Here is a 24,944-nt window from a genome sequence, read left to right as displayed (position 1 = left end):
GCACCGCGCCCCGCGCGGGGCGAACCAGCGCCACCGCCGCGCGCTCGGCGCGTCGATTACGAGCGCGGTGCGCCAGGGACCACACTGGTCACGCTTCGTGGTGTGTGGACAACTGCCCGCCCGCGTCCGCGACGGTCGGCGCCTCGTCCTAGCGTGTGTCGCACACGGCGGAAAGGGGGGACGGCGCATGTGGCACCTGCATCGGGCCGAACGGGCCGACGCGCTGGTCCGCGCGCTCGGCGAGCTGCTCGCCGAGCCCCTGGAGGATCCGTTCGCGAGCGAGGTCGTGGCGGTGCCGGCGCGGGGCGTGGAGCGGTGGCTGGCGCAGCAGCTGTCGCACCGGCTGGGCGCGGCGGGCGGCCGGGCCGACGGCGTCTGCGCCGGGGTGGCGTTCCCCTCCCCCACGGCGCTGGTCGCCGAGGTCGTTTCGGCGGCGGCGGGGGTCGGCGCCGACGAGGACCCGTGGCTGCCGGAGCGGGCGGTGTGGCCGCTGGTGGAGGTCATCGATGAGAGTGTCGGTGAGCCGTGGTGCGCCCCCCTCGGCGCGCATCTCGACTCCCGCACCGACAACACCGGGCAGGGACGCCGCTACGCCGTGGCGCGTCACCTGGCCGACCTCTTCGCCGCCTACGCCGCACACCGGCCTGCGATGCTCACGGCCTGGCTCGCCGGCGCCACCGTCGGGGAGTCGGCGGCCGACCTGAACTGGCAGCCGGAGCTGTACCGGCGGTTGCGGGCGCGGATCGACGCGCCGAGCCCCGCCGAACGCCTGGAGGTGGCGTGCGCCGCGCTGCGGGCGGATCCCGCGGTCGCGCCGCTGCCCGCGCGGCTGTCGGTCTTCGGCCCCACCCGGCTGCCTGCCGAGCACCTCGCCGTGCTCGCGGCGCTCGCCGAGCACCGCGAGGTGCACCTGTGGCTGCCCCACCCCTCCCCCGCGCTCTGGTCGGCGCTGCAACCGCCCCCGGCCGTCCCGCACCGGCGCACCGACCCCACCGCGGCCACGCCGCGCCACCCGTTGCTCGGTTCGCTGGGGCGCGACGCGCGCGAGCTGCAGCTGCGCCTGGCCGCCGCGGCGCCGCAGCGCGTCGACGTCCACCACCCGGTGCCCGAGCGGCCCGCCGCCACGCTGCTGGAGCACCTGCAGGCCGACCTGCGCCACGACCGCGCGCCCGACGGCGGGTTCGCACTGCGGCCCGACGACCGCAGCGTGCAGGTGCACTCCTGCCACGGGCCGGACCGGCAGGTGGAGGTCCTGCGGGAGGTGGTGCTCGGGCTCCTGCAGTCCGACCCCACCCTCGAGCCGCGCGACGTGCTGGTGATGTGCCCCGACGTCGAGACGTTCGCGCCGCTGGTGTCGGCGTGCTTCGGGCTTGCCGACGGGCCCGACGCCCACCCGGGCCAGCACCTGCAGGTCCGCCTGGCCGACCGCGCGCTGCGCCAGGTCAACCCCTTGCTCGACACCGTGGCGCAGCTGCTGGAGCTCGCCGACGCGCGGGTCACGGCGTCGCAGCTGCTGGACCTGCTGGCCACCGCACCCGTGCGCCGGCGCTTCGACCTCGACGAGGCCGACCTCGACCGGCTCCGCGAGCTGGTGCACCGCTCCGGCGTGCGCTGGGGGCTCGACGCCGCGCACCGGGCGCCGTTCCAGCTCGACGGGTTCCCGCAGAACACCTGGTCGGCCGGGCTCGACCGGTTGCTGCTGGGCGTCACGATGTCGGGCGCCGAGCACGACTGGCTCGGCACCGCGCTGCCGATGGACGAGGTCGAGTCCGGCGACGTGGCGCGCGTCGGGCGGCTGGCCGAGTTCGTCGACCGCGTCGCCGCCGTCCTCGCCGGGCTGGCCGGTGCGCAGCCGCTCGAGCGCTGGATCGCGCTGCTGGTGCACGGCCTGGACGTGCTCACGCTGGCCACCGGCACCGACGAGTGGCAGGGCTCGCAGGCCCGCGCCGAGCTCGCGGCGGCGGGGCGGGCGGCGGGCCCGCACGCCGCCACCGTGGCGCTCGGGCTCGCCGACGTCCGCGGCCTGCTCGCGGAGCGCCTGCGCGGGCGCCCCACCCGGGCCAACTTCCGCACCGGCACGCTCACCGTCGCCACGCTGGTGCCGATGCGCTCCGTGCCGCACCGCGTGATCTGCCTGCTCGGCATGGACGACGGCGTCTTCCCCCGCGCCGGCGTACCCGACGGCGACGACGTCCTGGCCCGCGAGCCGCTGGTGGGCGAGCGCGACCCGCGCAGCGAGGACCGCCAGCTGCTCCTCGACGCGATCTGCGCGGCCACCGAACACCTGGTGGTGGTGCACTCCGGCGCCGATGAGCGCAGCGGCGCGCGGCGCCCACCCGCGGTGCCGCTCGGGGAGCTCCTGGACACGGTGGCGGCCACGGCCGGGCCCGGGGCGCTGGAGCAGGTGGTGGTGCGCCACCCCCTGCAGCCCTTCGACCCCGCCAACTTCGGATCGTCCGTCCCGTTCAGCTTCGACCGCGCGGAGCTGGCCGGCGCCCGGGCCGCGGCCGGCAGCAAGAGCCCGCCCGCACCGTTCCTCGCCGAACCGCTCCCCCCGACCGAGGATCCGGGCGTGGTCTCCCTCGACGAGCTCGTCGCGTTCGTCGAGCACCCCACGAAGGAGTTCCTGCGCCAGCGCGTGGGTCTCTCGCTGTTCACCGCCGACGAGCAGCAGGCCGACGCGCTGCCGGTCGACCTCGACGGGCTCGCCACGTGGGCGGTGGGCGACCGGCTGCTGCGCGACCGGCTCGCCGGCCACCCGCTGGACCGCTGCCGCCAGGCCGAGTGGCGCCGCGGCGAGCTGCCGCCCGGTGCGCTGGGTGAGCGGGTACTGGCCGGTGTGCTCGACGACGTGGAGCCCCTCGTCAGTGCCGCGCTGCCGCACCGCGTCGGCGAGCCGCAGGACCGCGACGTCGACGTGGCCCTGCCCGACGGCACCCGCGTCGTGGGCACCGTCGGCGGGCTGCACGTCAGCGGCACGAACGGCAGCGGCACGAACAGCAGCGTGCTCCTGCGGGTGGAGTTCTCCCGGCTCGCAGCGAAGCAGCGGGTGCGGGCGTGGGTGCGGTTGCTCGCGCTCACGGCGGCCACCCGCGAGCCGTGGCGCGCGGTCACCATCGGTCGCGGCACGCGCTTCGGGCTCTCGATGGCCACCGCCGGTCCTCTCGACCCCGAGCGTGCCGCGGGTGTGCTCGCCGAGCTCGTCGCGCTGCGGCGCGCGGGGTTGCGGGAACCGCTGCCGCTGCCCACCGTGGCCGGCCACACCTACGCCACCACCCGCCGCGGCGGCGCCGACGCGGGCGCCGCCCTGGAGGAGGCGCTGCGCAAGTGGAGCACCGGCGCGGGCGCCGAGCGCAACGACGCCGCGCACGTGCGCGTGTGGGGGCCCGCGGCCGGGCCCGAGGTGCTGTCGGCCCCCGGCGCGCCCGGTGGCGAACCCACCCGGTTCGGAGCGCTCGCACTGCAGGTGTGGAACCCGCTGCTCGGCGCCGAGGACGTGGTGCGACTGTGACCGTCATCCCCTTCCCCACCCGCACCCGGGCGCGCTCGGCGTCGGTGCTCGCCCCCGCCGCGTTCGACGTGTGCGGCCCGCTGCCCACCGCCACCACCGTTCTCGAGGCCAGTGCCGGCACGGGCAAGACGTTCACGATCGCGGCGCTCGCCACCCGCTACGTCGCCGAGGGCCATGCCACGCTGCCCGAGCTGATGCTCGTCACGTTCGGGCGCGAGGCCACCCAGGAGCTGCGGGAACGGGTGCGGGAGCGGCTGGTGTCGGCGGAGCGCGGGCTCGCCGAGCCCGAAGCCGCCCGCAGCGGGGGCGACGACGTGCTCCGGCTGCTCGCCGACGCGCCGGACACCGAGGTCGCGGCCCGGCGCGCGCGCCTCGCCCGGGCCCTCACCCAGTTCGACGCGGCCACGATCGCCACCACCCACCAGTTCTGCCAGCAGATGCTCGCCGGCCTGGGCGTGGCCGGTGACGGCGACCGCGACGCGGTGTTCGTCGAGTCGATCGAGGACGTCATCACCGAGGTGGTCGACGACTTCTACGTCCGCAAGTACGGCGCGCGCAGCTCGGGCCCCTCGGCGTTCAGCCGGACCGAGGCCGTCGCGCTGGCCCGCCGGGCGGTGCACGACGGGCAGGCCCGGTTGGAGCCGCGCGACGCGGAGCCGGGCAGCACCGCCCAGGTGCGTCACCGGTTCGCGGCCGCGGTGCGGGCGGAGGTGGCGCGCCGCAAGCGGGTGCGTCGGATCTACACCTACGACGACATGCTCACCCGCCTCGCCGACGCGCTGGCCGACCCGGCGCGGGGCGCGGCCGCGCGGTTGCGCGCGCAGTTCCGGGTCGTGCTCGTGGACGAGTTCCAGGACACCGACCCGGTGCAGTGGCAGATCCTGCGCGAGGCGTTCCACGGCACCACCACCCTGGTGCTGATCGGCGACCCGAAGCAGGCCATCTACGCGTTCCGCGGCGCCGACGTCGTGAGCTACCTCGACGCCACCGAGGCCGCCGACCACCACGCCACCCTGGGGCGCAACTGGCGCAGTGACGCGCCGCTGCTCGCCGCCCTCGACACGGTGTTCGCCGGCGCGGCGCTCGGTGATCCGCGGATCACGGTCCACCCCGTGGAGTCCGCGCACCCGGGCAGCCGGCTGCGCGGCGCCCCGGTCGACACCCCGTTCCGGCTGCGGGTCGCCGCCCGCGCGGGCCTGCCACGCGCCCCGCGGCGCGACCTCGCCGTGGTCGGGCCCGCCCGCGAGCTCGTGGCCCGCGACACCGCGGCGGACATCGCGGCTCTGCTGGCGAGCCCGGCGTCCATCGACGGGCGGCCCGTCGCCCCCGGCGACGTCGCCGTGCTGGTGCGCACCAACGACCAGGGCGCGATGGTCCGCGCCGCCCTCGCCGCGGCGGACGTCCCCGCGGTGCTGTCCGGCACGGCCAGCGTGTTCGGCACCCCGGTCGCCGGTGAGTGGCTCACACTGCTGGAGGCGTTGGAGCAGCCGCGCGCGTTCCGGGTGCGGGCGGCAGCGCTCACCTGCTTCCTGGGCCGCACGGTCGGCGAGCTGTGCGGGCCCGCCGCCGAGGCGCTGCTCGACGAGCTCGGGGCCACGCTGCGCGGGTGGGCGGTGGTGCTGCGTGAGCGCGGTGTCGCCGCCCTTCTCGAGGCGATCACCACGGGCACCGGGTTGCCCGGGCGGGTGCTCGCGAGCACCGACGGCGAGCGGCTGCTCACCGACCTGCGCCACGTCGCCCAGGCGCTGCACGCCGCGGCGGTGGCCGAGCACCTCGGACCGGCCGCCCTGGTCGACTGGCTGCGCCACCGCATCGCCGACGCCGCCCAGGACGTGGTGGTCGAGCGCAGCAGGCGGCTGGAGTCCGACGCCGCGGCCGTCCAGATCATCACGATCCACCGCAGCAAGGGCCTGGAGTTCCCGGTGGTCTACGTGCCGTTCGCCTGGGACCGCAACGTCCGCGACCCGGACGTCCCGCTGCTGCACGACGGGTCCGGCGCCCGCGTGCTCGACGTGGGCGGCGAGACCGGCGAGGGGTGGAAGGAGCGGGTCGCCGCCCACCGGGCGGAGGAGGCCGGTGAGGATCTACGGCTGCTCTACGTCGCGCTCACCCGGGCGCAGTGCCAGGTGGTCACGTGGTGGGTGCCCGCCACCACCACCGCCACCTCGCCGCTGCACCGGCTGCTGGTCGGGCGCCCGGCGGTGGGCACCGATCCGGCCGAGGTCTACCGGGTGCCCTCGGATGCCACGGCCCTGGCCGGGCTGCGCGAGCTGGGTGGCGCGCGGATCTCGGTGGAGGAGGTCGGCCCCCGGGAGGCGCCCGCGTTCGCCGGTGGTGCCCGGTCCGCCGGCGGGCTGCGGGCCGCCGAGTTCTCCCGGCGTCTCGACGTCACGTGGCGCCGCACCTCCTACAGCGCCCTCACCGCCACCGCGCACGACGCGGGGCCGGGCAGCCGTCCCGGCGTCGGCAGCGAACCGGAGGAGCCGGGCGTCGACGACGAGGTGGCGGTCGAGGTGGCGGTCGAGGTGGCGGTCGAGGTGGCCGACGCCGCGGCCGCGGGCCCTGCGCAGGACGAGGGCGGTGCACCGGCCGTTGCGTCGCCGATGGCCGAGCAGCCCCTCGGGGCGGGGTTCGGCACGCTCGTCCACGCGATCTTCGAGGCCGCCGACCTCACCGCGCCCGACCTGCACGGCGAGCTCACCGCCCACGCCCGGGAGCAGCTGGAGCGCCACCCGGCACCGGGAGTGGAGGCCGCGCCGCTCGCGGCGGCGCTGCTGCCGGCCGCGCGCACCCCTCTCGGCCCGATGGCCGCCGGCCTGTGCCTCGCCGACATCGCACCGCGCGACCGGCTGGCCGAGCTGGACTTCGAGCTCCCGCTCGCCGGCGGCGACACCCCCGGCCCGCCGGCGGCCCTCGCCGCGATGGCGCCCCTGTTGCGACGCCACCTGCCCGAGAGCCACCCGCTGCACACCTACCCCGACGCGCTCGCCGAGCTCCCCGAGCAGCAGCTGCGCGGCTACCTCACCGGCAGCATCGACGCGGTGCTGCGGCTGCCCGGCTCGCGGTTCGCGGTGGTGGACTACAAGACCAACTGGCTCGGGCCGGTCGGGCCGGAGGGCCGCGAGCCCCTCACCTCCGCGCACTACACGCCGGCACGCCTGGCCGATGCGATGATCGGCGCGCACTACCCGCTGCAGGCGCTGCTCTACGCGGTGGCGCTGCACCGCTACCTGCGCTGGCGGTTGCCCGGCTACGCGCCCGAGCAGCACCTCGGAGGCACGTTGTACCTGTTCGTGCGGGGCATGTGCGGGCCGCAGACCCCGATCGTCGACGGGATGCCGTGCGGCGTGTTCGGCTGGTCCCCGCCGGCGGCGCTCGTGCGGGAGCTGTCGGACCTGCTGGACGGTGACCGGGCATGACCCTCGATCTCGGCGACGTCCGGCTGGCCCGCTCGGCCGAGGGTCTGCTCGGCGCGTTCAACACCGCAGGGGTGCTGGAGCCCGCCGACGTGCACGTGGCCACGCGCGTGGGGCGCCTCGGCGGGGAGACCGACGAGGAGGTCCTGCTCGCGGCGGCGTTGGCCGTGCGGGCGGTGCGGCTGGGGTCGGTCTGCGTCGACCTGGCGGCCGTGAGCCACACCGTGCTGGGCGAGGGCGACGAGCTCGTCGACGTCTCGGCGCTGCCCTGGCCCGACCCCCCGCGGTGGCTCGCGGCCTGCGCGGCGAGCGGCCTCGTGGCAACTGGGCCCGACGCCCCGCGCGGCCTGCCGTTGCGGCTGGTGGACGGGCTGCTCTACCTCGAGCGCTACTGGGGCGAGGAGGAGCTGGTGCGCCGCTCGCTCACCGAGCGGGCCGCCGTCGCGCCGCCGGAGGTGGACCTGCCGCAGCTGCGCCACGGCCTGGAGCGCCACTTCTCGGCGCCGGGGTCGGAACGCCAGCGCCTCGCCGCCGCGGTGAGCGTGCTGCGCCGGGTCACCGTGCTGGCGGGCGGCCCCGGCACCGGCAAGACCACCACCGTCGCGCGGCTGCTCGCCCTGCTGCACGAGCAGCCGGGTCCGCCGCCGCGGGTTGCGCTCGCCGCGCCCACCGGGAAGGCCGCCGCGCGGCTGCAGGAGGCCGTCGCCGCCGAGCTGCCCGAGGAGCTGCGCTCACGCACCCCGGACGCCGCCACCCTGCACCGGCTGCTCGGCTGGCGGCCGGGCGGCCGCTTCCGCTACGGGCGCGCCCAGCGGCTCCCGTTCGACGTCGTGGTGGTCGACGAGACCTCGATGGTGTCGCTCACGATGATGGCGCGGCTCCTGGACGCCGTACGCCCGCAGGCCCGGCTGGTGCTGGTGGGCGACCCCGACCAGCTGGCCTCGGTCGAGGCCGGGGCCGTGCTCGGCGACCTGGCCCGGGCGTCCGGGCGCCCGGAGCCCGCACTGGACGCCGCCCTGGAGTCGGCCGGGATTCCCGGGGGTCTCGTCGAGGGGTCTGTGATCAACGGCGTCGTCACGCTGCGGCACGTGTGGCGCTTCGGCGGCGCCATCGCCGAGTTCGCCCGCGCGGTGCAGGCCGGCGACGCCGATGCAGCGGTCGCCCTGCTCCGCGCCGGGCACGACGACCTCGGGTTCGTCGACACCGAGCCCACCGTGGGCGCGGGCGCCGAGCCGGGCGCAGGGGGCGTCCGCGCCGACGTGGTGGCCGCCGGCCGGGAGCTCACGGAGGCGGCCCTGCGGGGCGACGCGTCCGCCGCCCTCGCCGCCCTCGAGCGCCACCGGGTGCTGTGCGCCCACCGCCGCGGGCCCTTCGGCGTCACGCGCTGGAGCGCGGAGATCGAGCGCTGGTTGCGGGCCGCGCAGCCCGACGCAGCATCCGGCCCCTGGTACCCGGGCCGTCCGGTGCTCGTCACCGCCAACGACTACGACATCGGGCTGTTCAACGGCGACACCGGCGTGGTCGTCGCCCTCCCCGAGGGCCTGCGCGTCGCGTTCGCCCGCGGCGGCGTTCCCACGCTGCACCCGCCCGCGCGGCTGTCCGAGGTGGCCACGGTGCACGCGATGACCGTGCACCGCGGGCAGGGCAGCCAGTTCCGGCGGGTCACGGTGGTGCTCCCGCCCGCCGAGTCCCCGCTGCTCACCCGCGAACTGCTCTACACGGCCGTCACCCGCGCCGCCGAGTTCGTGCGGGTGGTCGGTACGGAGGAGGCAGTGCGCACCGCCGTGCAACGGCCGATCAGCCGCGCGAGCGGCCTGCGCCACCGGCTGGGCGGCGAGCTGCGATGAGCGAGCGCCGGCGAGAATCATCGGCACAGCACCCGCGCGCAGCGCCGCCCGTGAACGATCCGGCTGCACCGCGTGTGTTCACCGCGGACGAGGTACGGGCACGAGTGCCACCCCGGCGCGCCCGCCTGCTCGTCGAAGCCGCGCTCAGCGGCGGGTTCGACCCCGCCACCGACCCGCCCCGGGTCCATGCCCCGGCCGGCGCGGGCCACCTGCTGCTCATGCCGTCCACGCTGGGCGGGTGGAGCGGGGTGAAGGTGGCCTCGGTCGTCCCTGACAACCCGGCCGCCGGGCTGCCGCGCATCCAGGCCACCTACGTGCTGATGGACGCCGCGACCCTGACGCCTCGCGCGATCCTCGACGGTGCGAGCCTCACCGCGCTGCGCACGCCCGCCGTCTCGGCCGTCGCGGCCGACCACCTGGCCGCGCCCGACGCCGCCGAGCTGCTGGTCTTCGGCACCGGTCCGCAGGCCGTCGGGCACGTCGTGGCGCTGGCCGACATCCGGCCGTTCACACGCGTGCGGGTCGTCGGCCGGTCGCCTGCCAAGGTCGCCGACGTGATCGCGCAGGTGGGCGCGCGCGGCGTCACCGCCGTGGCCGGTTCGGTGGGCGACGTGGCCGGCGCCGACGTCGTGGCGTGCGCCACCGCGGCCGACGAGCCGCTATTCCACGGCGCGCTCGTGCGCGACGGCGCCTGCGTGGTGGCGATCGGCTCCCACGAGCCCGGCCGCCGCGAGCTCGACGCCGGGCTGATGGGCCGGGCGCTGGTGGTCGTGGAGGACCCGGGCACCGCGTTGCGCGAGGCCGGTGACGTCGTGCGCGCCGTCGAGGAGGGCGCCCTGGACCCAGCCGGTCTCGTCGGGCTGGGCGCCCTCGTGCGCGGCGAGGTCGCCCGCCGCGAGGATCGGCCGAACGTGTTCAAGGGCACCGGGATGGCCTGGCAGGACCTGGCGGTCGCCGCCGGCGTGGTCGGGGCGACTGAACGCTCACCGCTTCCCTGACACCGCGACACAAGTGCGGCCAGGCCCCAACTCGCGGGAGTGAGAGCCCGACTTGCGAGGCTGAGCGCCCGACTCGCGGGGGTGAGAGCGCGACTCGCGGGGTGAAGGGGTCAGCTCGGGTCGAAGTCCTCGGGGGAGGCGGAGTCGAGGAAGCGGCGGAAGCGCTCGACCTCCTCGCTCTCCTCGGGCGCCTCCTCGTCCTCGTCGGCGAGCGCCTCGGCGAGGCCGGCGACCTCGGCCACCGCGGCCTCGTCGAGCACGGCGTCCTCGGCCTCGATCGGCACGTCCACGTGCAGCGCGACGGCCACCGCGTCGCTCACCCGGGCCGACACGCGCGTTTCGGCGTCGAACACCAGCTCGGCGTGGAAGACGCTGTCGCGCAGCATCGTGATGCGCACCAGGTCCAGCCGCCGGTCGAAGGCTTCCACGATCTGCAGGAGCAGCTGGTGGGTCTGCGGCCGGGGCAGCTCGACGTGGCGGCGGGCCAGCTCGATGGCCGTGGCCTCGGGCACGCCCACCCACACCGGCAGCACCCGCCTGCGACCACCCGTCTCCTGCAGCAGCAGGACGGGCTGCACCGCCATCGGGTCCCTGCCGAGCGCGACCACCCGCATCTGCTGCACGATGTTCTCTGCCTCCGCTTCGCTTCGGCGGGCTCGCGGGCCCTCCAGGCGCCGTCCCGCTCGCTCTCTCCACGGTTCTCCGCCGCGCACTTGGCGTCAACCGGAACCGGCCACGAATCAGGCGGCCGCCGCCCGGCGCAGTGCGCGGTACAGCAGGTTCGGCTCCCCCAGCCGCCTGCGGAGCTCGCGCTCGAGGCCGGCGATCGGGTAGAGGTTCTGCGGCGCGCGGGAATCCTTGTACTCGGTGGAGGCGAACCGGGGCAACGTCACCTGGCTCCGGGAGGCCAGGGCCACCGCGTCGGCGGCGGAGAGCTCCGCGCTGCACTCCACGCGGACGATGCCGGCCCACGGCGCACCCGGGCGGCACGGCAGGCGCAGGTACCAGGTGTGGCGCTCCCAGGAGCTGCCGAGCCGGAACACCGGGGTGCGCTCCCCGGAGCGCAGCTCGGCGACCACGCCGCCGAGCGGGGGCGGGAGGTAGTCGCTGCGGTGGCTCTTGACGAAGCCGATGGCCCGCGGCAGGTGCTGGCGCCCGCGCAGCGGTCCGTCGACCACGAGCAGGTCGTCCTCGCCGCCGTGGCCGGTGCGGGCGACCGCGGCGGCGGTGAGTTCGGTGTCGCCCAGCTCCCGCTGCAGGGCGAGGCTCAGGACCTGGGCCGGGGCGATGTCCGGACGTCCCGCGGTGAGGGTGGCGCGGTAGGTACCCGCCGGGGTCACGACGTCGGCCGCCGATTCCGCGGTGGTGAACAGGCCGCGCCGGACGTCGGAGGTGAGCAGGTGCGCGCCGGACTCGCGGCAGCAGCACACCACGCCCGCGGCGTAGGAGGCGCACAGGGCGGGCGAGGCCGCCGCGTCGGTGCCGTCCTCCACCCAGACCTGGGCGTCGACCCGGCGCACGCCGTCCACGAACAGCACCGCCGCTGGGGCGACCGCGGCCGGATCGGGTGGGACCGGCTGCCACTCCGAGCCCGGGATCTCGACGTCGAGCGCCACCTGCGCGGCCGACTCGCCCAGCTCCGTGTCGAGGCTGGTGCCGTAGGAGGGGCTCCAGGGGTCGACCGCGAACCTCACAGGCTCTCCCGGACGACGCTGGACGTGCGCTGGTCGCGGCTCACCACGTACCGCACCGGCACGCGCTCGGCGAGCGCCGGCACGTGGGTGATCACGCCGACCATCCGGTCGCCGCGGGTGGCGAGGTTCTCGAGCGTGCTCGCGACGACGTCGAGGTTGTTCTCGTCGAGCGTGCCGAAGCCCTCGTCGAGGAAGATCGATTCCAGGTGCGCGGCGCCCTGCGCGGCCAGCCCCGACATCTGGGTCGACAGCGCGAGCGCGAGCGCGAGGCTGGCCTGGAACGTCTCGCCGCCCGACAGCGTCTTGACCGGGCGGCGCGCGTCGGCGTCGGCGTGGTCGACCACCAGGAACTCGCCGCCCTCGTGCGTGAGCGCGAACTGGCCGCCCGAGAGCTCCGCGAGGCTCTCCGACGCGTCCGCCACCAGCGCGTCCAGCGCGGAGGCCACCAGCCAGCGCGGGAAGCCGTCGGAGCGCAGGAGGCCACCGAGCAGCTTCGCGACCTGCTGCGCGGACTCCGCCTCGTCCCGGTCCGCGCGGATCTTCTCCGCGGCGGCGCGACGCTCGGCCACCCGCTCCTGGGCCGAGCGCGCCCGAGCCAACGCCCCGGCGACCGCGGCGGGCGCGGACTCCGCGATCGGTCCACGGGCAGGCACCTCGTGGGCGGCGAGATCGTGGGCGGCGAGATCGTCGGCGAGGCGCTGTTCGAGCCGGTCCCGGGCCTGCCGCGCCGACGCGGCCGCGGCGGCCGCCTCGTCCAGCCGGCCGGCGCGCGCCTGCGCCTCCTGCCGTGCCCATCCGGCGAGCTCCTCCCACGCGGCGAGCAGCGCCTCGCCTGCGAGGGCGGGCGCCCCGAGCGGCACGAGCGGATCGCGGGCGGCACGCAGCGCGGACCACCCGGCCGCGACCTCGCGCTCGACCTCGCCCGCGGTCTGCTCGGCGGCCCGCAGCGCCGTGCGCGCCGAGCGCAGCTGCGCGTCGGCCGTGCGGACGCCGGCCTCGAGCGCGTCGAGCTGCTCCAGCGCGGACGCCGCCTCCGCGTCGGGTGGCGCGTCCTGCAGCGCGGTGCGCAGCTGCGTGACGCGACGCTCCGCGACCTCGACGGCCGAACGCGCCTCCTGCTCGACGCGCGCGGCCGCCGTCTCGTCGCGGCGGCGTTCGGCGGCGGCCCGCTCGGCGGTGCGCCATGCCTGCTCTGCGGTGTCCCGCTCACGTTCGGCCTCGGTGAAGGCCGCGCGTGCGGCGGGGAGGTCGCGCTCGCGGGCAGCGGCCTCCGCACGGGCCCAGTCGACGAGGGCGGTCCAGCCGGCGAGGACGTCGGCACCGGCGGGCGCGGGCGCGCCGAACGGGACGAGCGGGTCGCGCGCGGCGCGCAGCCCTGCGGCGGCCGTGTCGAGCTCCGCGCGCAGCGCCTCGACCGCGGCTGCGGCCGAGTCACGGGCGCGGCGGGCGACCCGCACGGCGTCGGCGGCCTCCTCGGCCTCCCGGGCGAGCCGGTCGAGGCCGGCGAGCGCGGCCTCGATGCCTGCGGCGGTGGGCAGCTCGGCGGTGGCCGACGGGCCGGTGCCGGGCAGCACGCCCACCAGCGCGGACCGCAGCCGGGCCAGGGTGGTGTCCACCCGCTCGACCTCGCCACGGGCCCGTTCCCGCTCCGAGACTGCGGTGCTCTCCGCACGGTGTGCCTCGTCGTGGGCCCGCGTCGCCGCGGCGAGCTCCTGCTCCACGGCGGCGAGGCCGTGGTCGGCGCCGGAGGGCAGCGGCGGTGGCAGCGTGGCCACGGCCTGCGCGCACACCGGGCAGGGCTCCCCCGGGCTGAGCGCGGGGCGCAGCGACGCGGCGAGGTCGGCCCGCAGGGCGCGGTCGTGTCGTTCCCGGACGTGGTCGAGCCGGTGCCGTGCGTCGGCCAGGGTGGCGCCGGCGGCCTGCACGCCGCGCTCCGCCTCCGTGGCGCGCGCGGCCGCGGTGGCGTGCTCGGACTCGGTGCGGGTGAGCTCGTGGCGGTCGCGCAGGGCCTGCTCGAGCGGGCCGCGCGCCGGCGCGGCGGCGAGGGCGGTGCGCGCGGCCGCGTCGGTGGCCTCGGCGGTCTCGAGCGCGGCCACGGCACCGGCCAGGGTGTTGTCGGCCGCGGCCCGGCGCTGCGCCACCGCGTCGAGCCCGGCCGGCGGGGCGATCGCGGCGAGCGCGTGGCGCTCAGCGGCGAGGCGGCGCCCGTACTCCTCGCGCTCGGTGAGCCGCGCGGCGGCGGCGTCGCGGACGGCCCGGGCCTCCTCGACCCCGCCGTGCGCGTCGGCGGCGTCGTTCGCGGCCGTGGTGTAGGCGGCTGCGGCCTTCTCGTGCCGCTCGCGCGCTCCCGGCAGCTCGGCGGTGAGGGTCGCCAGCTCGGCGTGGTGGCGCCGCGCCTGCTCCAGCGGGCCGCGGGCGGGCGCGGCGGAGAGGCGCTCGCGTGCGGCGGTGTCGGCGGACTCGGCCACCGCGGCGGCCTCGGCCGCGGCGGCACGCCGTTCGGCGGCCTCGCGGTGCCGCGCGTCCAGGGCCGCGGGCCCGTCCGGCACGCGGACCGCCTCCAGCCGCTCCCGCTCGGTGCGCACCTGGGCGGCGGTGGCCTCGGCGCCCTCCAGCGCCGCGGCGGCGGCAGCCAGCTCCGGCACCGCCGCGCCGACGCGGTCGCTGAGCTCGGCCAACCGGGCCACCCGGGCGGCGGCGTCGAGCTCGGCCTCCTCGGTGGCGTCGGCGTACGCGCCGAGCTGCTCGCCGAGCACCTCCGCGCGCTGGCGTTGCGCGGCGGCCTCGCTGTTGGCCTCCCGGGCGATGACGTCGTAGACCCCGAGCCCCAGGATGCGCACCAGCTTCTCCTGGCGCTTGCGCGGCTCGGTGTGCAGGAACTCGGCGAACTCGCCCTGCGGCAGCACCACGCAGGTGCAGAAATCCCCGAACGGGAGCCCCAGCAGCTCCTCGACAGCCTTGGTGACGGGCCCGGCGCCGTCGGCGAGGGGGTCGCTCTCCTCGTCGACGCCTCCGGTGCCGGCCGGGTCGCGCAGCCGCTCCAGGCGCGCGCCGCGCACGGAGACACCGCCGCTCGCCGAGCGCCGCAGCTCCCGCGCGACGACGTGGCGGGCGCCGCCGACGTCGAACACCAGCCGCACGGTGCCCCGGTTGACGGTGGGCGCGAGGGCCAGCGCCACTGTGCGGGCGTTGTCCCAGCGGGGCACCGACCCGTACAGCGCGAACGTCAACGCGTCGATCACGGTGGACTTGCCGGCACCGGTGGGACCGACGAAGGCGAAGTAGTCGGCGCCGCGGAAGTCGACCGACGTGGGCTCGCGGAACGAGCCGAAGCCCGCCATCTCGAGCAGGACGGGACGCATCAGCTCCCCCCGGCGCCGCTGCTCGGGCCCGCGAGCGGCCCTTCGGTGACCCGGTCGTGCAGCCGCGCGAACAGTTGCTCCACCCGCGGATCGGCGACGTTGCGCGTGCCCAGGTACTCGCGGAACAGCTCCGAGGGTGTGCGCTCGGGCCCCGCGGCCGGGCGGGACCCGGCGACGGGCGCGGCGAACTCGGGGTCGATCCGCACTTCGAGGGCGTTGGGCAGCAACGCCACCACCTCCTCGCGCAGGCCCGCGCGGGCCGGCTCGCGCACCCAGACGCGCAGGAAGTCCTCGCCCACCTGCTCGGCGAGCGCGGCCAGCTCGGCGACGGTGCCGCGGAGCGTGCGCAACCTGCGCCCGGAGGTGATCGGGATGTCGGTGACCACCGCGGGCGTGCCCGGGGAGGCCTCCACCAGGCAGACGACGGAGGTGTTGTCCTGCTCCCCGAAGTCGATCGCGAGCGGGGCGCCGCAGTAGTGGACCGGGCAGGGAGCGTCGATGCGCTGGCGGCGGTGCAGGTGCCCGAGCGCGACGTAGTGCGACTCCACCGGGAACACCGTGGCGGGCACCGCGTACTCGAAGATCGATTGCGCCGCGCGCTCACCGCCGCCGAACACCCCGTTGAGCACGGTGAGGTGGGCCATCACCAGGTTCACCGAGTCGTCGCGGAAGCCCTCGGTGAGGGTGCCGAGGATGTCGCGCAGCTGCTGGTCGTAGGCGCCGGTGTTCTCCGCGGGTGTGTGGGCCACGAGCTCCGCGGCGCGCACGGCGTAGCGCTGCGACAGGAACGGCAGCACCGCCACCGTGGCCCGCTCCCCCGTGGACCTCGCCGTGAACTCGACGACGCCACCCCGAGCGGCCGTGCGCACCGTGCCGACCAGCGTGATGCCGGCCGCGTCGGCGAGCGGGCGGTAGGCGTCGATCGCGGCCGGGTGGTCGTGGTTGCCGGCGATCGCGATGACCTGCGTGCCGCCCTTGGCCAGCCCCATCAGCGTGCGGACCACCAGCTGCTGGGCCTGCGCGGAGGGCGCGGCCGTGTCGTACAGGTCGCCCGCCACGAGCACCGCGTCGACCTCGTGCTCGCGCGCGATGCCGACGATCTCGCGGAGCACCTGCTCCTGCTCGTCGAGCCGCGAACGGCCCTTCAGCGTCTTGCCGACGTGCCAGTCGGACGTGTGCAGCAGTCGCATCAGGCGGCAATCGTAGGCGCGGCGCCCCACCGATCCGGGGACGCGCGCCGTGGAACGCACACCCCTCGCGACGAACGGCACTCTCGTCGCTACCTAGCCGACGGGAGTGCCGTTCGTCGCGTCGCCGAGGGGTGTCAGACGCGACAGCATCAGGACCGCGACGTCGTCGGCGGCCTGGTCGGCGCCGAGCATCTCGGACATCACCTTGCCGCACACCGCGTCCGCCGGTCCGGGGTGCAGCGCCTGGCACAGCCGGTCGAGGCCGGCGTCGAGCACGAGGCCCCGCCGTTCGATGAGGCCGTCGGTGTAGAGGAACAGGCCGTGGCCGGGCGGTAGGGGCAACGGGGTGCTGCGGCGTGGGCGAGTGGCGTCGACGCCCACCGGCAGGTCGGGTGGCAGGTCCACGACCTCGGCAGGCGCGTCCGGCGAGAGGGACACCGGCGGCGGGTGGCCCGCGGTGGACAGCACGGCGCAGTCGTGCGACGGCGAGATGACGACGCACAGCACGGTGGCCATCGCCCCGCGCTCGAACTGCCGGACGTGCACGTCGAGGCGCTGGAGCAGGTCTGCGGGATCCTCGGTCTGCAGGGCGCAGGCGCGCAGGACCGTACGGATCGTGCCCATCGTGGCGGCCGCGGCGATCCCCCGGCCGACCACGTCCCCGACGACGACGCACACGTGCCCGGAAGGGAGCTCGAAGACGTCGTACCAGTCGCCCCCGACCTCACCCCCGCCACCGGGCACGTACCGGCTCGCGAACTCCAGGCCCGGCACGGCCGGCAGCGCGGCGGGCAACAGGCTGCGCTGGAGCGCACCCGCGGCCGCCCGCGTCGCCTGGACCTGGCGGGCCTGGACCGCGAGGGCCACGCGGTCGGCGGCCAGGCAGAGCAGCTCTTCCTCCTGCTGCGAGAAGCAGCGGGTCGACAGGCTCCCGACGTGCAGGACGCCGATCGCCTCCCCGCCCGACAGCAGGGGCACACCGAGCAGGGAACGGATCCCCTTCTCGCGCAGGATCGGGTTGAGGACGTTCGAGTGGTCGACGTGCTCGAGGGTCACCGGCTCGCGCTGCGCCGCGATCCGTCCGGCGAAGCCGCGGCCGAGCGGGATCCGCACACCCTGGCGGACCTCCTCCTCGATGCCGCGGGCCGCCGTCGCCACGAGGTACTGACCTGCCGGTTCCAGCAGGAGCACCGCAGCCGTGTCGACCTCGAGGAGCTCGCGCACCCGGTCGAGCAGCTCGACGAGCAGCTCCTCGACGCCGAGGTGACCGAGGGTCGTGTCGGTGACGGCCTCGATCCGGCGCAGCCGATCGTGCATCGGTTCGTCCGCCGTCATGGCCGGAGCCTAATGCCGCGGGCGGTGCGGTGAAGGGGTGACGCCACTAGCAGGCGCGGCGCCTCCGGAGTAGAAAGCGACCTCCTCAGGGTTCGCGCGGAAGGAGCGCAGAATGCGTGGCGTCGTGCACTTCGAGATCCCGGCCGACGACGTCGGGCGGGCGAAGGAGTTCTACAGCTCGGTCTTCGACTGGCGGCTGGAGGACCTGCCCGGGATGGACTACACGGCCGTCCACACCACGGAGGTCGACGGGCAGACGCAGATGCCGACCACGCCCGGAGTCATCAACGGCGGTCTGGTGCCCCGCAGCGGGGACACCCCGGCGCCGGTGCTCACGGTGGACGTGGAGTCGATCGACCAGGCCCTGAAGCAGGTCGAGGCCGCCGGCGGGCGCACCGTCCGGCCGCGGACCGAGATCCCCGGGATGGGCGCGTACGCCTACTTCACCGATCCCGAGGGCAACACCGTCGGCCTCTGGGAGAACCCCTGACCCCGTCAGAACGGCGCCTCGTCGTCCTCGTCGGAGGTTCCCGCCGGTAGCCGCGCGAACGGGTCGCGCGGTGCGTGCCCGTTCGTGCCGGCGCCGGCGCTCGCCGGCGGACCGGCCGACTCCGACAGCCGCGTCGCCCAGGCCGGGAACGGGAACTCGACGGCGAGCGGCACCGGGATCTCCGGCTGCGAGACGAACATGGTGCCCGGCTTGGCCAGGGTCGCGCGCTGACGTTGCGAGGGCGGCAGGAAGCCGTACTCCGGGCGTCCGGCCTCGGCCGGGTCCAGCCGCCCGACGACCTTGACCGACGAGTTGGAGACGATCCGGCGCTCCACCTCGCTGGCCGTCTGCTGCGCTCCGATGAGGATGATCCCCAGCGACCGGCCGCGCTCGGCGATGTCGAGCAGCACCTCCTTGATGGGGCTCCCGCCCTCGCGGGGTGCGTACTTGTTCAGCTCGTCGATCATGGTGAAGAGCAGGCCGCCCGGCCCGGCGGCCTCCTTCTTGCGGGTCTCGGCCGCCAGCACCACGCCGACGACGAAGCGCTGGGCGCGCTCGGGGAGGTTGTGCAGGTCGACCACGGTGACCTGGTGGGCGTCGGTGCTGACGCGCCGGCCCGGGGAGTCGGTGAGGTCGCCCCGCACGATCGAGCGCAGCGGGCGCAGGCTGGAGCGCATCCGCCGCAGGAACGCGTTGATCGTGCCGGTGCCGGTGACCGGTCCGGCCCAGTCGCGGCGCTCGTCCTCGTCGGTGAGCCGGTCGGACACGAACTCCACGAGGTCGTCGTAGGTGCGCAGCACCTGCCCGCCCACGGCGATCGCGCCGTCCCCGACCGGGGTGGCCTCCCGCTTCAGCCGCGCCGCAACCTGGTGGATCACCATCGTGTACTGGTTGCGCTCGTCCTCGGCGTCGGCGAAGACGTAAGGCAGCAGCTCTTCCGTGCAGAACTCGGCCAGCGTCCACCAGAACGCGCTGACACCGCTCGTGCGCCCGGTGACGTGCGGGCGGCCGGACAGGTCGTCCGGCGTCGGCGGGGCGAAGAACCCGGCCGACGAGAACGGCCCGGCCGGCAGGCCGACGGTCGCGTAGGCGGACACCAGGTTCTCGTCCAGCTTGGTGTTGGCGTGGTCGAGGAAGAGCAGGTCCTCACCCTTGACGCTGAAGACCAGCGCCTTCGCGTTCACCGAGCGGCGTCCGAGCACCCCGCTGCGGAAGATCGAGTAGAGCAGGAAGAGCGCGAAGCTGGTCTTCGTGGCGACGCCGGAGATGCCGCTGATCGAGACGTGGCCGCCGCGCGTGCCGTCGAGGAACTCCAGGTTGACGTAGATCGGGTGCCCGTCACGGCCCAGCCCGACCGGGACCTTGAGGTCCATCTTGTCGAAGTACAGCGCCTGCGCCCGCTCCTCGCCGGTGGCGCGGGTGGCCACCGCGCCGGGCGTCGGCGGCACGTAGCACTCCGGTTCGACCCGTGTGGTCGTGACCTCGGCGATCTCCTGCACCTGCGCGGGCAGTACGCCGTCGGCGATGAGGAAGACGTCCGAACCGAACGTGGCGCCCTCGTGCCGGGCCCGCACCTCGGTGACGACGCCCGCCGTCAGCACCGGCCCGATCCCGGGCACCGAACGGACGGTGACCACGACGTCGTCGAGCTGCAGGTACTGCTCGGGCGCGAGCGCCACGCTGAACTGCAGCGGGGTGGAGTCCTCCGTGCCGACGACGCGGCCGACAGGTGGAGCGGTTGAGTCGGACAGGGCTCCTCCTCTGACGACGGCGCCGCTCGACGATAGCGACCGGCCCGGCGACGGTCGCGCAGGGCGCCCGGCGCGGCGACGCCCGCCGTCACCCGTTCGTCGCAAGCACGGGTGCACTCGCCGCGACCGCTGACCCCCGAGTGGCGTCCGGCCGCGCCGCTGCGGCGGCGATCTGCGCAGGTCACGCCGCGGAAATGACCATGGCGCACGCCCTACCTCCGCACCGTCCGGTTGGGTAATCTTCCGGTCACCTGTCGTGAGGAGTGGGGATGTCGCAGGCCGGGCTCACCGGGCTCGTCACCCGGTTGCTGGAGTCGATGTGCCGGGCGCTGTGGGGCTTCGCCCCTCGGATGATCCCGCACATCGTCGCGCGCCTCGGACCGATCCGTGCCGTGCTGTGGTTCGGCGTGAACATGCCGCGGTTGCTGCGCACGATGCAGGTCCTCGGTCCGCTGCGCACCCACCTCGCCGCAGTGGCCATCTCGCTGCACAACAGCTGCACCTACTGCGCCTACGGCCACGCCTTCGCCCTCGAACTGATCTACCTGCGCGACCACGGCCGGCTGTTCCCCGTCGACGCCCACACGATCGCCGGCTGGCGCGACCTCGGGCCCCGCGAGCTCGGCCACCGGCTGCGCAGCGTGCTGCAGGAAGCCGGGCTGCACGTCGAGGCGCTCTGGGCCGATCGCACGCTCGCCCTCGCCTCCGGCGAACAGCGTCCCGTGGACGTCTACGAGGCCAGGATCGTCCACATGGTCGGCATGCTGGGGCGGATGAACCGCATCGCCGTCGAGGCGGGCGTCGAGCCGGACGAGGCCCAGAACCCGATCAACAAGGACATCGCGCTCAAGGCGCGCTACGCGCAGCTGCGCGCCGCCACCACCTGAGGCCGCCCTCCCGTCCGGGCTGCGCTCAGCTCTGCACGAGGCGCTCGAGGATCCGCTGGTAGACCCCCTCTGCCGACCAGCAACGGTGCCGCCTCCACAAGGTCTGCCACGAGCCGAACTCAGCGGGTAGGTCGCGCCAGGAGCAGCCCGTCCGGTAGCGCCAGAGGATGGCCTCCAGGGCCTGACGGTGATCCCGGCGCGGGCGTCCCCGGCGCCCGGCGTGGGAGGGGAGCTCGGGCTCGATGAGCTCCCAGAGCTCGTCGCTGATCACCCCGGGCCCGGGCGCGCTGTCGCGCACGGTGTCGGGAGCACGCTCCACCTCCCGGTGGAGGTCACCGCGCGGCGCGGCCTGCAACCGCTCACCGATCGCCATGAACTGCTCGAAGGTCATCGCGGTGGCCGGGAGCGCGGGGCCCTGGCGCGGGCGCAACCCGTCGAGGGCGATGGCCAGATGGCGTCGCCACGCGTCCGGCGCGACCTCCGCGGCGGCCGGGATCACCCGCTGCAGCGAGCACACGACGACCAGCACGTCGGTCAGCTCGACGTCGTTGCGGACGGCGCCCGCCCGCTGCGCGCGGTCGAGCAGGGTCTGCGCCAGCTGGATGCCCTGGAGGCACACCTCGTTGAGCGCGGGCGACTGCGGCATCCCCTGGGTGATCAGGTCGGCGAAGGCCCGGTCGTGGGCGAAGGCTGCGCAGGTCTCCTCGAGCCAGGACACCATCGCGTCCCACGGGTCCGGGACCTGCAGGACCCGCTCCCGGATCCGTTCCAGGTCGCTGCCGTACTCGGCGAAGATCGCCTCGCAGAGCACCTCACGGGTCGGGAAGTGCCGGTACAAGGTGGCGTTGCCCACCCCGGCCCGGCGCGCGATCTCGCCCAGCGAGGCCTCCAGCCCGTGTTCGCGCATGACCTCCCGGGCGGCCTCGAGCAACCGCCGGCGGTTGCGCCGGGCATCACTCCGCAATCGGGGGCTCACGACGGGGACGGACACGGGGCGTGATTGTATCTACAAAGCGAGGAGGGCTCCCCGGATAGGCCGGTGGACCCGGTCCCTCAGGCGCAGCGTCGCGCTCCATCGCCGCCCGGTGTCGAAGGGGAGCTCATGACCAAATCGCTGGACCGTGATCCTCCGCGCGATCGTCTGCGCGACGACACGGCCGAGCGTCCCCAGGCGTCGCGCCACCGGGCGGCGCCCCCTCCGGCACCACCCGCCACGCCCGCCGCGACGGGATGGGGCGTCCCGCTGGCCGTGCTGATCACCGGCATGTTCATGTCCGTCCTGGACCTCAGCATCATCAACGTCGCGATCCCCTCGATCCGCAAGGACCTGGGCGCCAGCATCGACAGCGTCCAGTGGATCAGCACGGCCTACAGCCTCACCGAGGGCGTCATGGTGCCGGCCAGCGCCTGGCTGGGCGCCCGGTTCGGGCTCAAGCGCCTCTACATCGCGCTGATCGTGCTCTTCACGATCGCGTCGCTCCTGTGCGCCCTGTCCACCGGGCTGAGCGGGCTGATCGGGTTCCGGATCCTGCAGGCGATCCCGGGGGGCGTCCTCCCGGTCACCTGCATGACGATCCTGTTCCGCATCGTGCCCAAGGAGAAGCTCGGCGCCGCCATGGGCATGTACGGGCTGGGCATCGTCGTCGCGCCGGGCATCGGCCCCACGCTGGGCGGCTACCTCGTCGAGCACACGAACTGGCGCATGATCTTCCTGATCAACGTGCCGGTCGGCATCCTCGGCGCGATCGCGGCCGTCCTCTGGCTGACGAAGTTCCCGGCCGAGAAGAGCAAGCCCTTCGACTACATCGGGTTCGGCTGCATCGCCGTCAGCCTGTTCTCCCTGCTGCTCGCGCTCGAGGAGGGCGACCACTGGGGCTGGACCGACTACCGCACCGTGATGCTGTTCCTGGCCGCGGCCGTGTTCATGGCGCTGTTCATCGTGGTCGAACTGCACGTCGAACACCCGGTTCTCGACGTGCGGGTGTTCAAGTACTGGCCGTTCGTCAACTCGCTCCTGCTGATCAGCGCGATGTCGATCGGCCTTTTCGCGGTGCTGTTCTACATCCCGTCGTTCCTGCAGGACGCGCAGGGCTGGACGCCGTTGAACACCGGCCTGACCCTGCTGCCGCAGGCCATCGCCATGGCGCTGATCATGCCGTTCGCCGGCCTGCTCTACGACAAGATCGGCGCGCGGTGGCCCGCCGTCGTCGGGCTCGCGCTGGTCGGTAGCGGGATCCTGCTGCTGTCCCGGATCAACGTCGACATCACCCGCGGGGAGCTCATCCTCGGGATGGTCGTCATGGCCACCGGTATGGCCCTGGGCATGATGCCGATCATGACCGGCGGCCTGTCCGTCCTCCCACCCGAGTTCTCCGCCAGCGGCAGCGCGTTCAACACCCTCATGCAGCGGGTGAGCTCCGCGCTCGGCCTCGCCATGATGACCGCGCTCGTCCAGGACAACAGCGCCTCGTTCATGGCCGACCGATCCACCATGCTGCAGTCCGGATCGAGCGCGCAGCTCACCGAGCTGGAACAGCAAGGGGCCTCCGGCATGCTGCCGCTGTACGAGGAGGTGTCCGGGCAGGTCCAGGCCGCGGCCTACAGCAGCGGGTTCTTCATCGCCGGCTCGCTCACGCTGGTCGGCGTGCTCCTGGCCCTGTTCCTGCGGTCCGGGAAGCCTTCCGATGATGGTGGGGACCGCCCGGTCGCGCACTAGTGGCTCGGCGGCCGAACGGTCACCGGGCGGATGCGGGTGGTGATCGCTTCGAGAAGCACCTGACGTCGCCGCGACAGCACCCACGCACTGCTCGCACCGATTCACCCGGCCACCTCGCCGACGGGCAGGGGCAGGGGGAGCCGGCCGACTGCGCGGAAGGCCAGGGCGGGGCGTGAGGCAGTGGTCGCGAGCCGGGAACGGCCTGCGAGACGTACGTGAGTGCGGTCGCGAGGGCCATGGCGTGCGGCTCGCACCGCTCGCCCCGCATGCTCAGAACAGGCGTCGTTCGTGGTCGACGCACAGGGCGCTACTGGTGCCACCCGCCGATCAGCAGACCGAGTCCGACGGCTTCGGGTTGGCCAGGCCGAACAGTGCCCGGGCGCGCAGCCCCACCCACGTGCCGGCCAGCGCGGCGACGGCCCAGACCCAGCCGGACAGGCTGCCGGACGCGATGCCGGCCAGGTACGCCCCGATGTTGCAGCCGCTCGCCAGCCGGGCGCCGATCCCCATGACGATCCCGCCGATCACCGCGGCCAGCGCAGTGCGCCACGGGATGGAGCGGTGCATCACCCAGGCACCGCCCGCGGTGGCCGCGACCGCCGCCCCGATCATGATCCCGATGTCGGTGAGCGACGTCTTGTCCGCCAGCACCGGGCCCGCGAGCGACTTCGCCTGCGCGGGCTGCTGCCAGTACGCCCAGGTCTCGGGCGCCAGGCCGATCGCCTGCAGCGCCTTGGCGCCCCACAGCGCGAACGCGCTCGTGATGCCCCACGCCCCGCCGGAGACCAGGAGCACGGCGCCGCCCAGCAGTGCCAGCGCGAGCGCGCCGACCCACAGCGGCCACGACCCGCGCAGGATCCTCGCCGCGCCCCGCGCCGTCGGCGGCACCCCGGCGGGCGGCGGGTTGCGGCGGGCCTGCACCGCGCGGCTGACCGCGACCACGACCAGCAGCGCCGCGATCGTCACGGCCCACGAGCCGAACCAGCCGATGTGCTCGGACAGCACCACCTCCGGCAGCGCAGGCAGGTCGTCGACGAGCGGGTAGGCCCACGTGTAGAGCACCGAGCCCGCCACGAACCCGAAGAGCGTGAGCACGATCGTGCCCTGCCCCGACCCGACGGCGAACAGGGTGCCCGAGGCGCACGCCCCGCCCAGCTGCATGCCCAACCCGAACAGGAATGCTCCGAGCAGCAGCCCGACGCCCAGCGGTCCGCCCGACGGCGCGGGCTCGGAGCCGAACAGGCCCGCGCCGGTGCCGATGATCAGCGCGAACAGGGTTGCCGTGGTGCCGAGCAGCACGGCGTGCGCGCGCAGCCCGGCCCCGTTGCCGACGGCGACGAGCTGGCGCCACGCGGAGGTGAAGCCGAAGCGGGAGTGGAACAGCGCGACACCGAGCCCGACGCCGAGCGCGAGCAGCACGGCCTGGCGGGCACCGTGCGCGAGGCCGACGTAGGCGATCAGCGCCGCTCCCAGCACGCCGATCGCGGCGAGCGGGCGCCACTGGACGGGCGCCGCCGGATCCGGGACGGGCGGCGCGGCGCAGGTGGGCGCGGGAGTGAAGACGGAACGGGAAGGGGCGGCGGTAGCCACAGGGAGAACCTCGAGGACGCAGGGAAGGACGGGCGGCGATCGTCAGGGACGACAGGCCGCCGCGCGCTGCGTGCAGTTGTCGACGTGACGCCGACGCGTGAGGTTCACCCGACGAGGCTAGCCCGCCGTCCCCCGCCCGCGCACCGTCCGAGCGGTC

Annotated in this window: 15 protein-coding genes; 7 read left to right on the top strand and 8 right to left on the bottom strand. The window is 75.3% G+C overall.

Annotated features, from left to right (window positions below; genetic code table 11):
* Positions 1 to 187: 187 nt before the first annotated feature.
* The 4 genes from recC to CFP66_RS36100 all read left to right on the top strand — a co-directional run bounded on the left by recC (position 188) and on the right by CFP66_RS36100 (position 9,772).
* Positions 188 to 3,511 (top strand): exodeoxyribonuclease V subunit gamma, encoded by a 3,324-nt coding sequence (recC, locus tag CFP66_RS36115; RefSeq protein ID WP_094929847.1) that lies wholly within the window; start codon positions 188 to 190, stop codon positions 3,509 to 3,511.
* Positions 3,508 to 6,930 carry a UvrD-helicase domain-containing protein gene (locus CFP66_RS36110; RefSeq protein ID WP_233159997.1) on the top strand — a complete coding sequence of 1,141 codons (3,423 nt, stop codon included), beginning with the start codon at positions 3,508 to 3,510 and terminating at the stop codon, positions 6,928 to 6,930. Before recC ends, CFP66_RS36110 begins: the two co-directional genes overlap by 4 nt.
* Entirely contained in the window at positions 6,927 to 8,774 is a 1,848-nt protein-coding gene (recD, locus tag CFP66_RS36105; RefSeq protein WP_094929846.1) for an exodeoxyribonuclease V subunit alpha, read from the top strand. The genes CFP66_RS36110 and recD overlap by 4 nt, the downstream gene beginning before the upstream one ends.
* Before the next feature lie 104 nt (positions 8,775 to 8,878).
* A complete protein-coding gene (locus CFP66_RS36100) occupies positions 8,879 to 9,772 on the top strand; it encodes an ornithine cyclodeaminase family protein (protein ID WP_198961896.1) in 894 nt (297 codons plus the stop codon).
* A 110-nt stretch (positions 9,773 to 9,882) separates the two neighbouring features.
* Here the strand turns inward: CFP66_RS36100 and CFP66_RS36095 are convergent, their stop codons facing one another.
* From CFP66_RS36095 to CFP66_RS36075, 5 genes are all read right to left on the bottom strand, one after another.
* On the bottom strand, positions 9,883 to 10,386 hold the full coding sequence (locus CFP66_RS36095) for a bifunctional nuclease family protein (RefSeq protein ID WP_094929928.1): 504 nt from the start codon (positions 10,384 to 10,386) through the stop codon (positions 9,883 to 9,885).
* 126 nt (positions 10,387 to 10,512) lie between these two features.
* Entirely contained in the window at positions 10,513 to 11,466 is a 954-nt protein-coding gene (locus CFP66_RS36090; protein ID WP_094929844.1) for a hypothetical protein, read from the bottom strand.
* Positions 11,463 to 14,828, bottom strand: a complete 3,366-nt coding sequence (locus CFP66_RS36085; RefSeq protein WP_094929843.1) for an AAA family ATPase — start codon at positions 14,826 to 14,828, stop codon at positions 11,463 to 11,465. The genes CFP66_RS36090 and CFP66_RS36085 overlap by 4 nt, the downstream gene beginning before the upstream one ends.
* Positions 14,828 to 16,018, bottom strand: coding sequence for an exonuclease SbcCD subunit D (locus CFP66_RS36080; protein WP_094929927.1), 1,191 nt, complete (start codon positions 16,016 to 16,018; stop codon positions 14,828 to 14,830). The genes CFP66_RS36085 and CFP66_RS36080 overlap by 1 nt, the downstream gene beginning before the upstream one ends.
* A 93-nt stretch (positions 16,019 to 16,111) precedes the next feature.
* The gene (locus CFP66_RS36075) at positions 16,112 to 17,353 is read right to left on the bottom strand and encodes a PP2C family protein-serine/threonine phosphatase (protein ID WP_094929842.1); all 1,242 of its coding nucleotides are present in this window, start codon (positions 17,351 to 17,353) and stop codon (positions 16,112 to 16,114) included.
* Between the two features lie 112 nt (positions 17,354 to 17,465).
* On the opposite strand from CFP66_RS36075, the gene CFP66_RS36070 reads away from it, so the two are divergent.
* Complete coding sequence (locus CFP66_RS36070; protein ID WP_094929841.1) at positions 17,466 to 17,843, top strand: VOC family protein; 378 nt, start codon at positions 17,466 to 17,468, stop codon at positions 17,841 to 17,843.
* A gap of 5 nt (positions 17,844 to 17,848) precedes the next feature.
* On the opposite strand, the gene CFP66_RS36065 is transcribed toward CFP66_RS36070, so the two are convergent.
* On the bottom strand, positions 17,849 to 19,522 hold the full coding sequence (locus CFP66_RS36065; RefSeq protein WP_233159996.1) for an ATP-binding protein: 1,674 nt from the start codon (positions 19,520 to 19,522) through the stop codon (positions 17,849 to 17,851).
* A 341-nt stretch (positions 19,523 to 19,863) separates the two neighbouring features.
* Between CFP66_RS36065 and CFP66_RS36060 the strand changes: the two genes are divergently transcribed.
* Positions 19,864 to 20,481 carry a hypothetical protein gene (locus tag CFP66_RS36060; protein ID WP_094929840.1) on the top strand — a complete coding sequence of 206 codons (618 nt, stop codon included), beginning with the start codon at positions 19,864 to 19,866 and terminating at the stop codon, positions 20,479 to 20,481.
* Between the two features lie 25 nt (positions 20,482 to 20,506).
* Here the strand turns inward: CFP66_RS36060 and CFP66_RS50485 are convergent, their stop codons facing one another.
* Positions 20,507 to 21,472 carry a transposase gene (locus CFP66_RS50485; RefSeq protein WP_143517471.1) on the bottom strand — a complete coding sequence of 322 codons (966 nt, stop codon included), beginning with the start codon at positions 21,470 to 21,472 and terminating at the stop codon, positions 20,507 to 20,509.
* Positions 21,473 to 21,583: 111 nt separating this feature from the next.
* Between CFP66_RS50485 and CFP66_RS36050 the strand changes: the two genes are divergently transcribed.
* The gene (locus tag CFP66_RS36050; RefSeq protein ID WP_094929838.1) at positions 21,584 to 23,197 is read left to right on the top strand and encodes an MDR family MFS transporter; all 1,614 of its coding nucleotides are present in this window, start codon (positions 21,584 to 21,586) and stop codon (positions 23,195 to 23,197) included.
* 327 nt (positions 23,198 to 23,524) lie between these two features.
* Here CFP66_RS36050 and CFP66_RS36045 read toward each other — a convergent pair whose 3' ends face one another.
* Positions 23,525 to 24,787 carry a YeeE/YedE family protein gene (locus tag CFP66_RS36045; protein WP_094929837.1) on the bottom strand — a complete coding sequence of 421 codons (1,263 nt, stop codon included), beginning with the start codon at positions 24,785 to 24,787 and terminating at the stop codon, positions 23,525 to 23,527.
* Between the last annotated feature and the right edge of the window lie 157 nt (positions 24,788 to 24,944).

This window comes from Pseudonocardia sp. MH-G8 (assembly GCF_002262885.1).
GTDB lineage: Bacteria > Actinomycetota > Actinomycetes > Mycobacteriales > Pseudonocardiaceae > Pseudonocardia.
Note: the sequence above shows the minus strand (reverse complement) of the source record. Positions and strands in the feature narration are given on the sequence as shown.

Coding starts and splice junctions, on each gene's coding strand:
- recC (WP_094929847.1), top strand. CDS start 188: ATGTGGCACCTGCATCGGGCCGAACGGGCCGACGCGCTGGTCCGCGCG.
- recD (WP_094929846.1), top strand. CDS start 6,927: ATGACCCTCGATCTCGGCGACGTCCGGCTGGCCCGCTCGGCCGAGGGT.
- CFP66_RS36095 (WP_094929928.1), bottom strand. CDS start 10,386: ATGCGGGTGGTCGCGCTCGGCAGGGACCCGATGGCGGTGCAGCCCGTC.
- CFP66_RS36085 (WP_094929843.1), bottom strand. CDS start 14,828: ATGCGTCCCGTCCTGCTCGAGATGGCGGGCTTCGGCTCGTTCCGCGAG.
- CFP66_RS36080 (WP_094929927.1), bottom strand. CDS start 16,018: ATGCGACTGCTGCACACGTCCGACTGGCACGTCGGCAAGACGCTGAAG.
- CFP66_RS36075 (WP_094929842.1), bottom strand. CDS start 17,353: ATGACGGCGGACGAACCGATGCACGATCGGCTGCGCCGGATCGAGGCC.
- CFP66_RS36070 (WP_094929841.1), top strand. CDS start 17,466: ATGCGTGGCGTCGTGCACTTCGAGATCCCGGCCGACGACGTCGGGCGG.
- CFP66_RS36060 (WP_094929840.1), top strand. CDS start 19,864: ATGTCGCAGGCCGGGCTCACCGGGCTCGTCACCCGGTTGCTGGAGTCG.
- CFP66_RS36050 (WP_094929838.1), top strand. CDS start 21,584: ATGACCAAATCGCTGGACCGTGATCCTCCGCGCGATCGTCTGCGCGAC.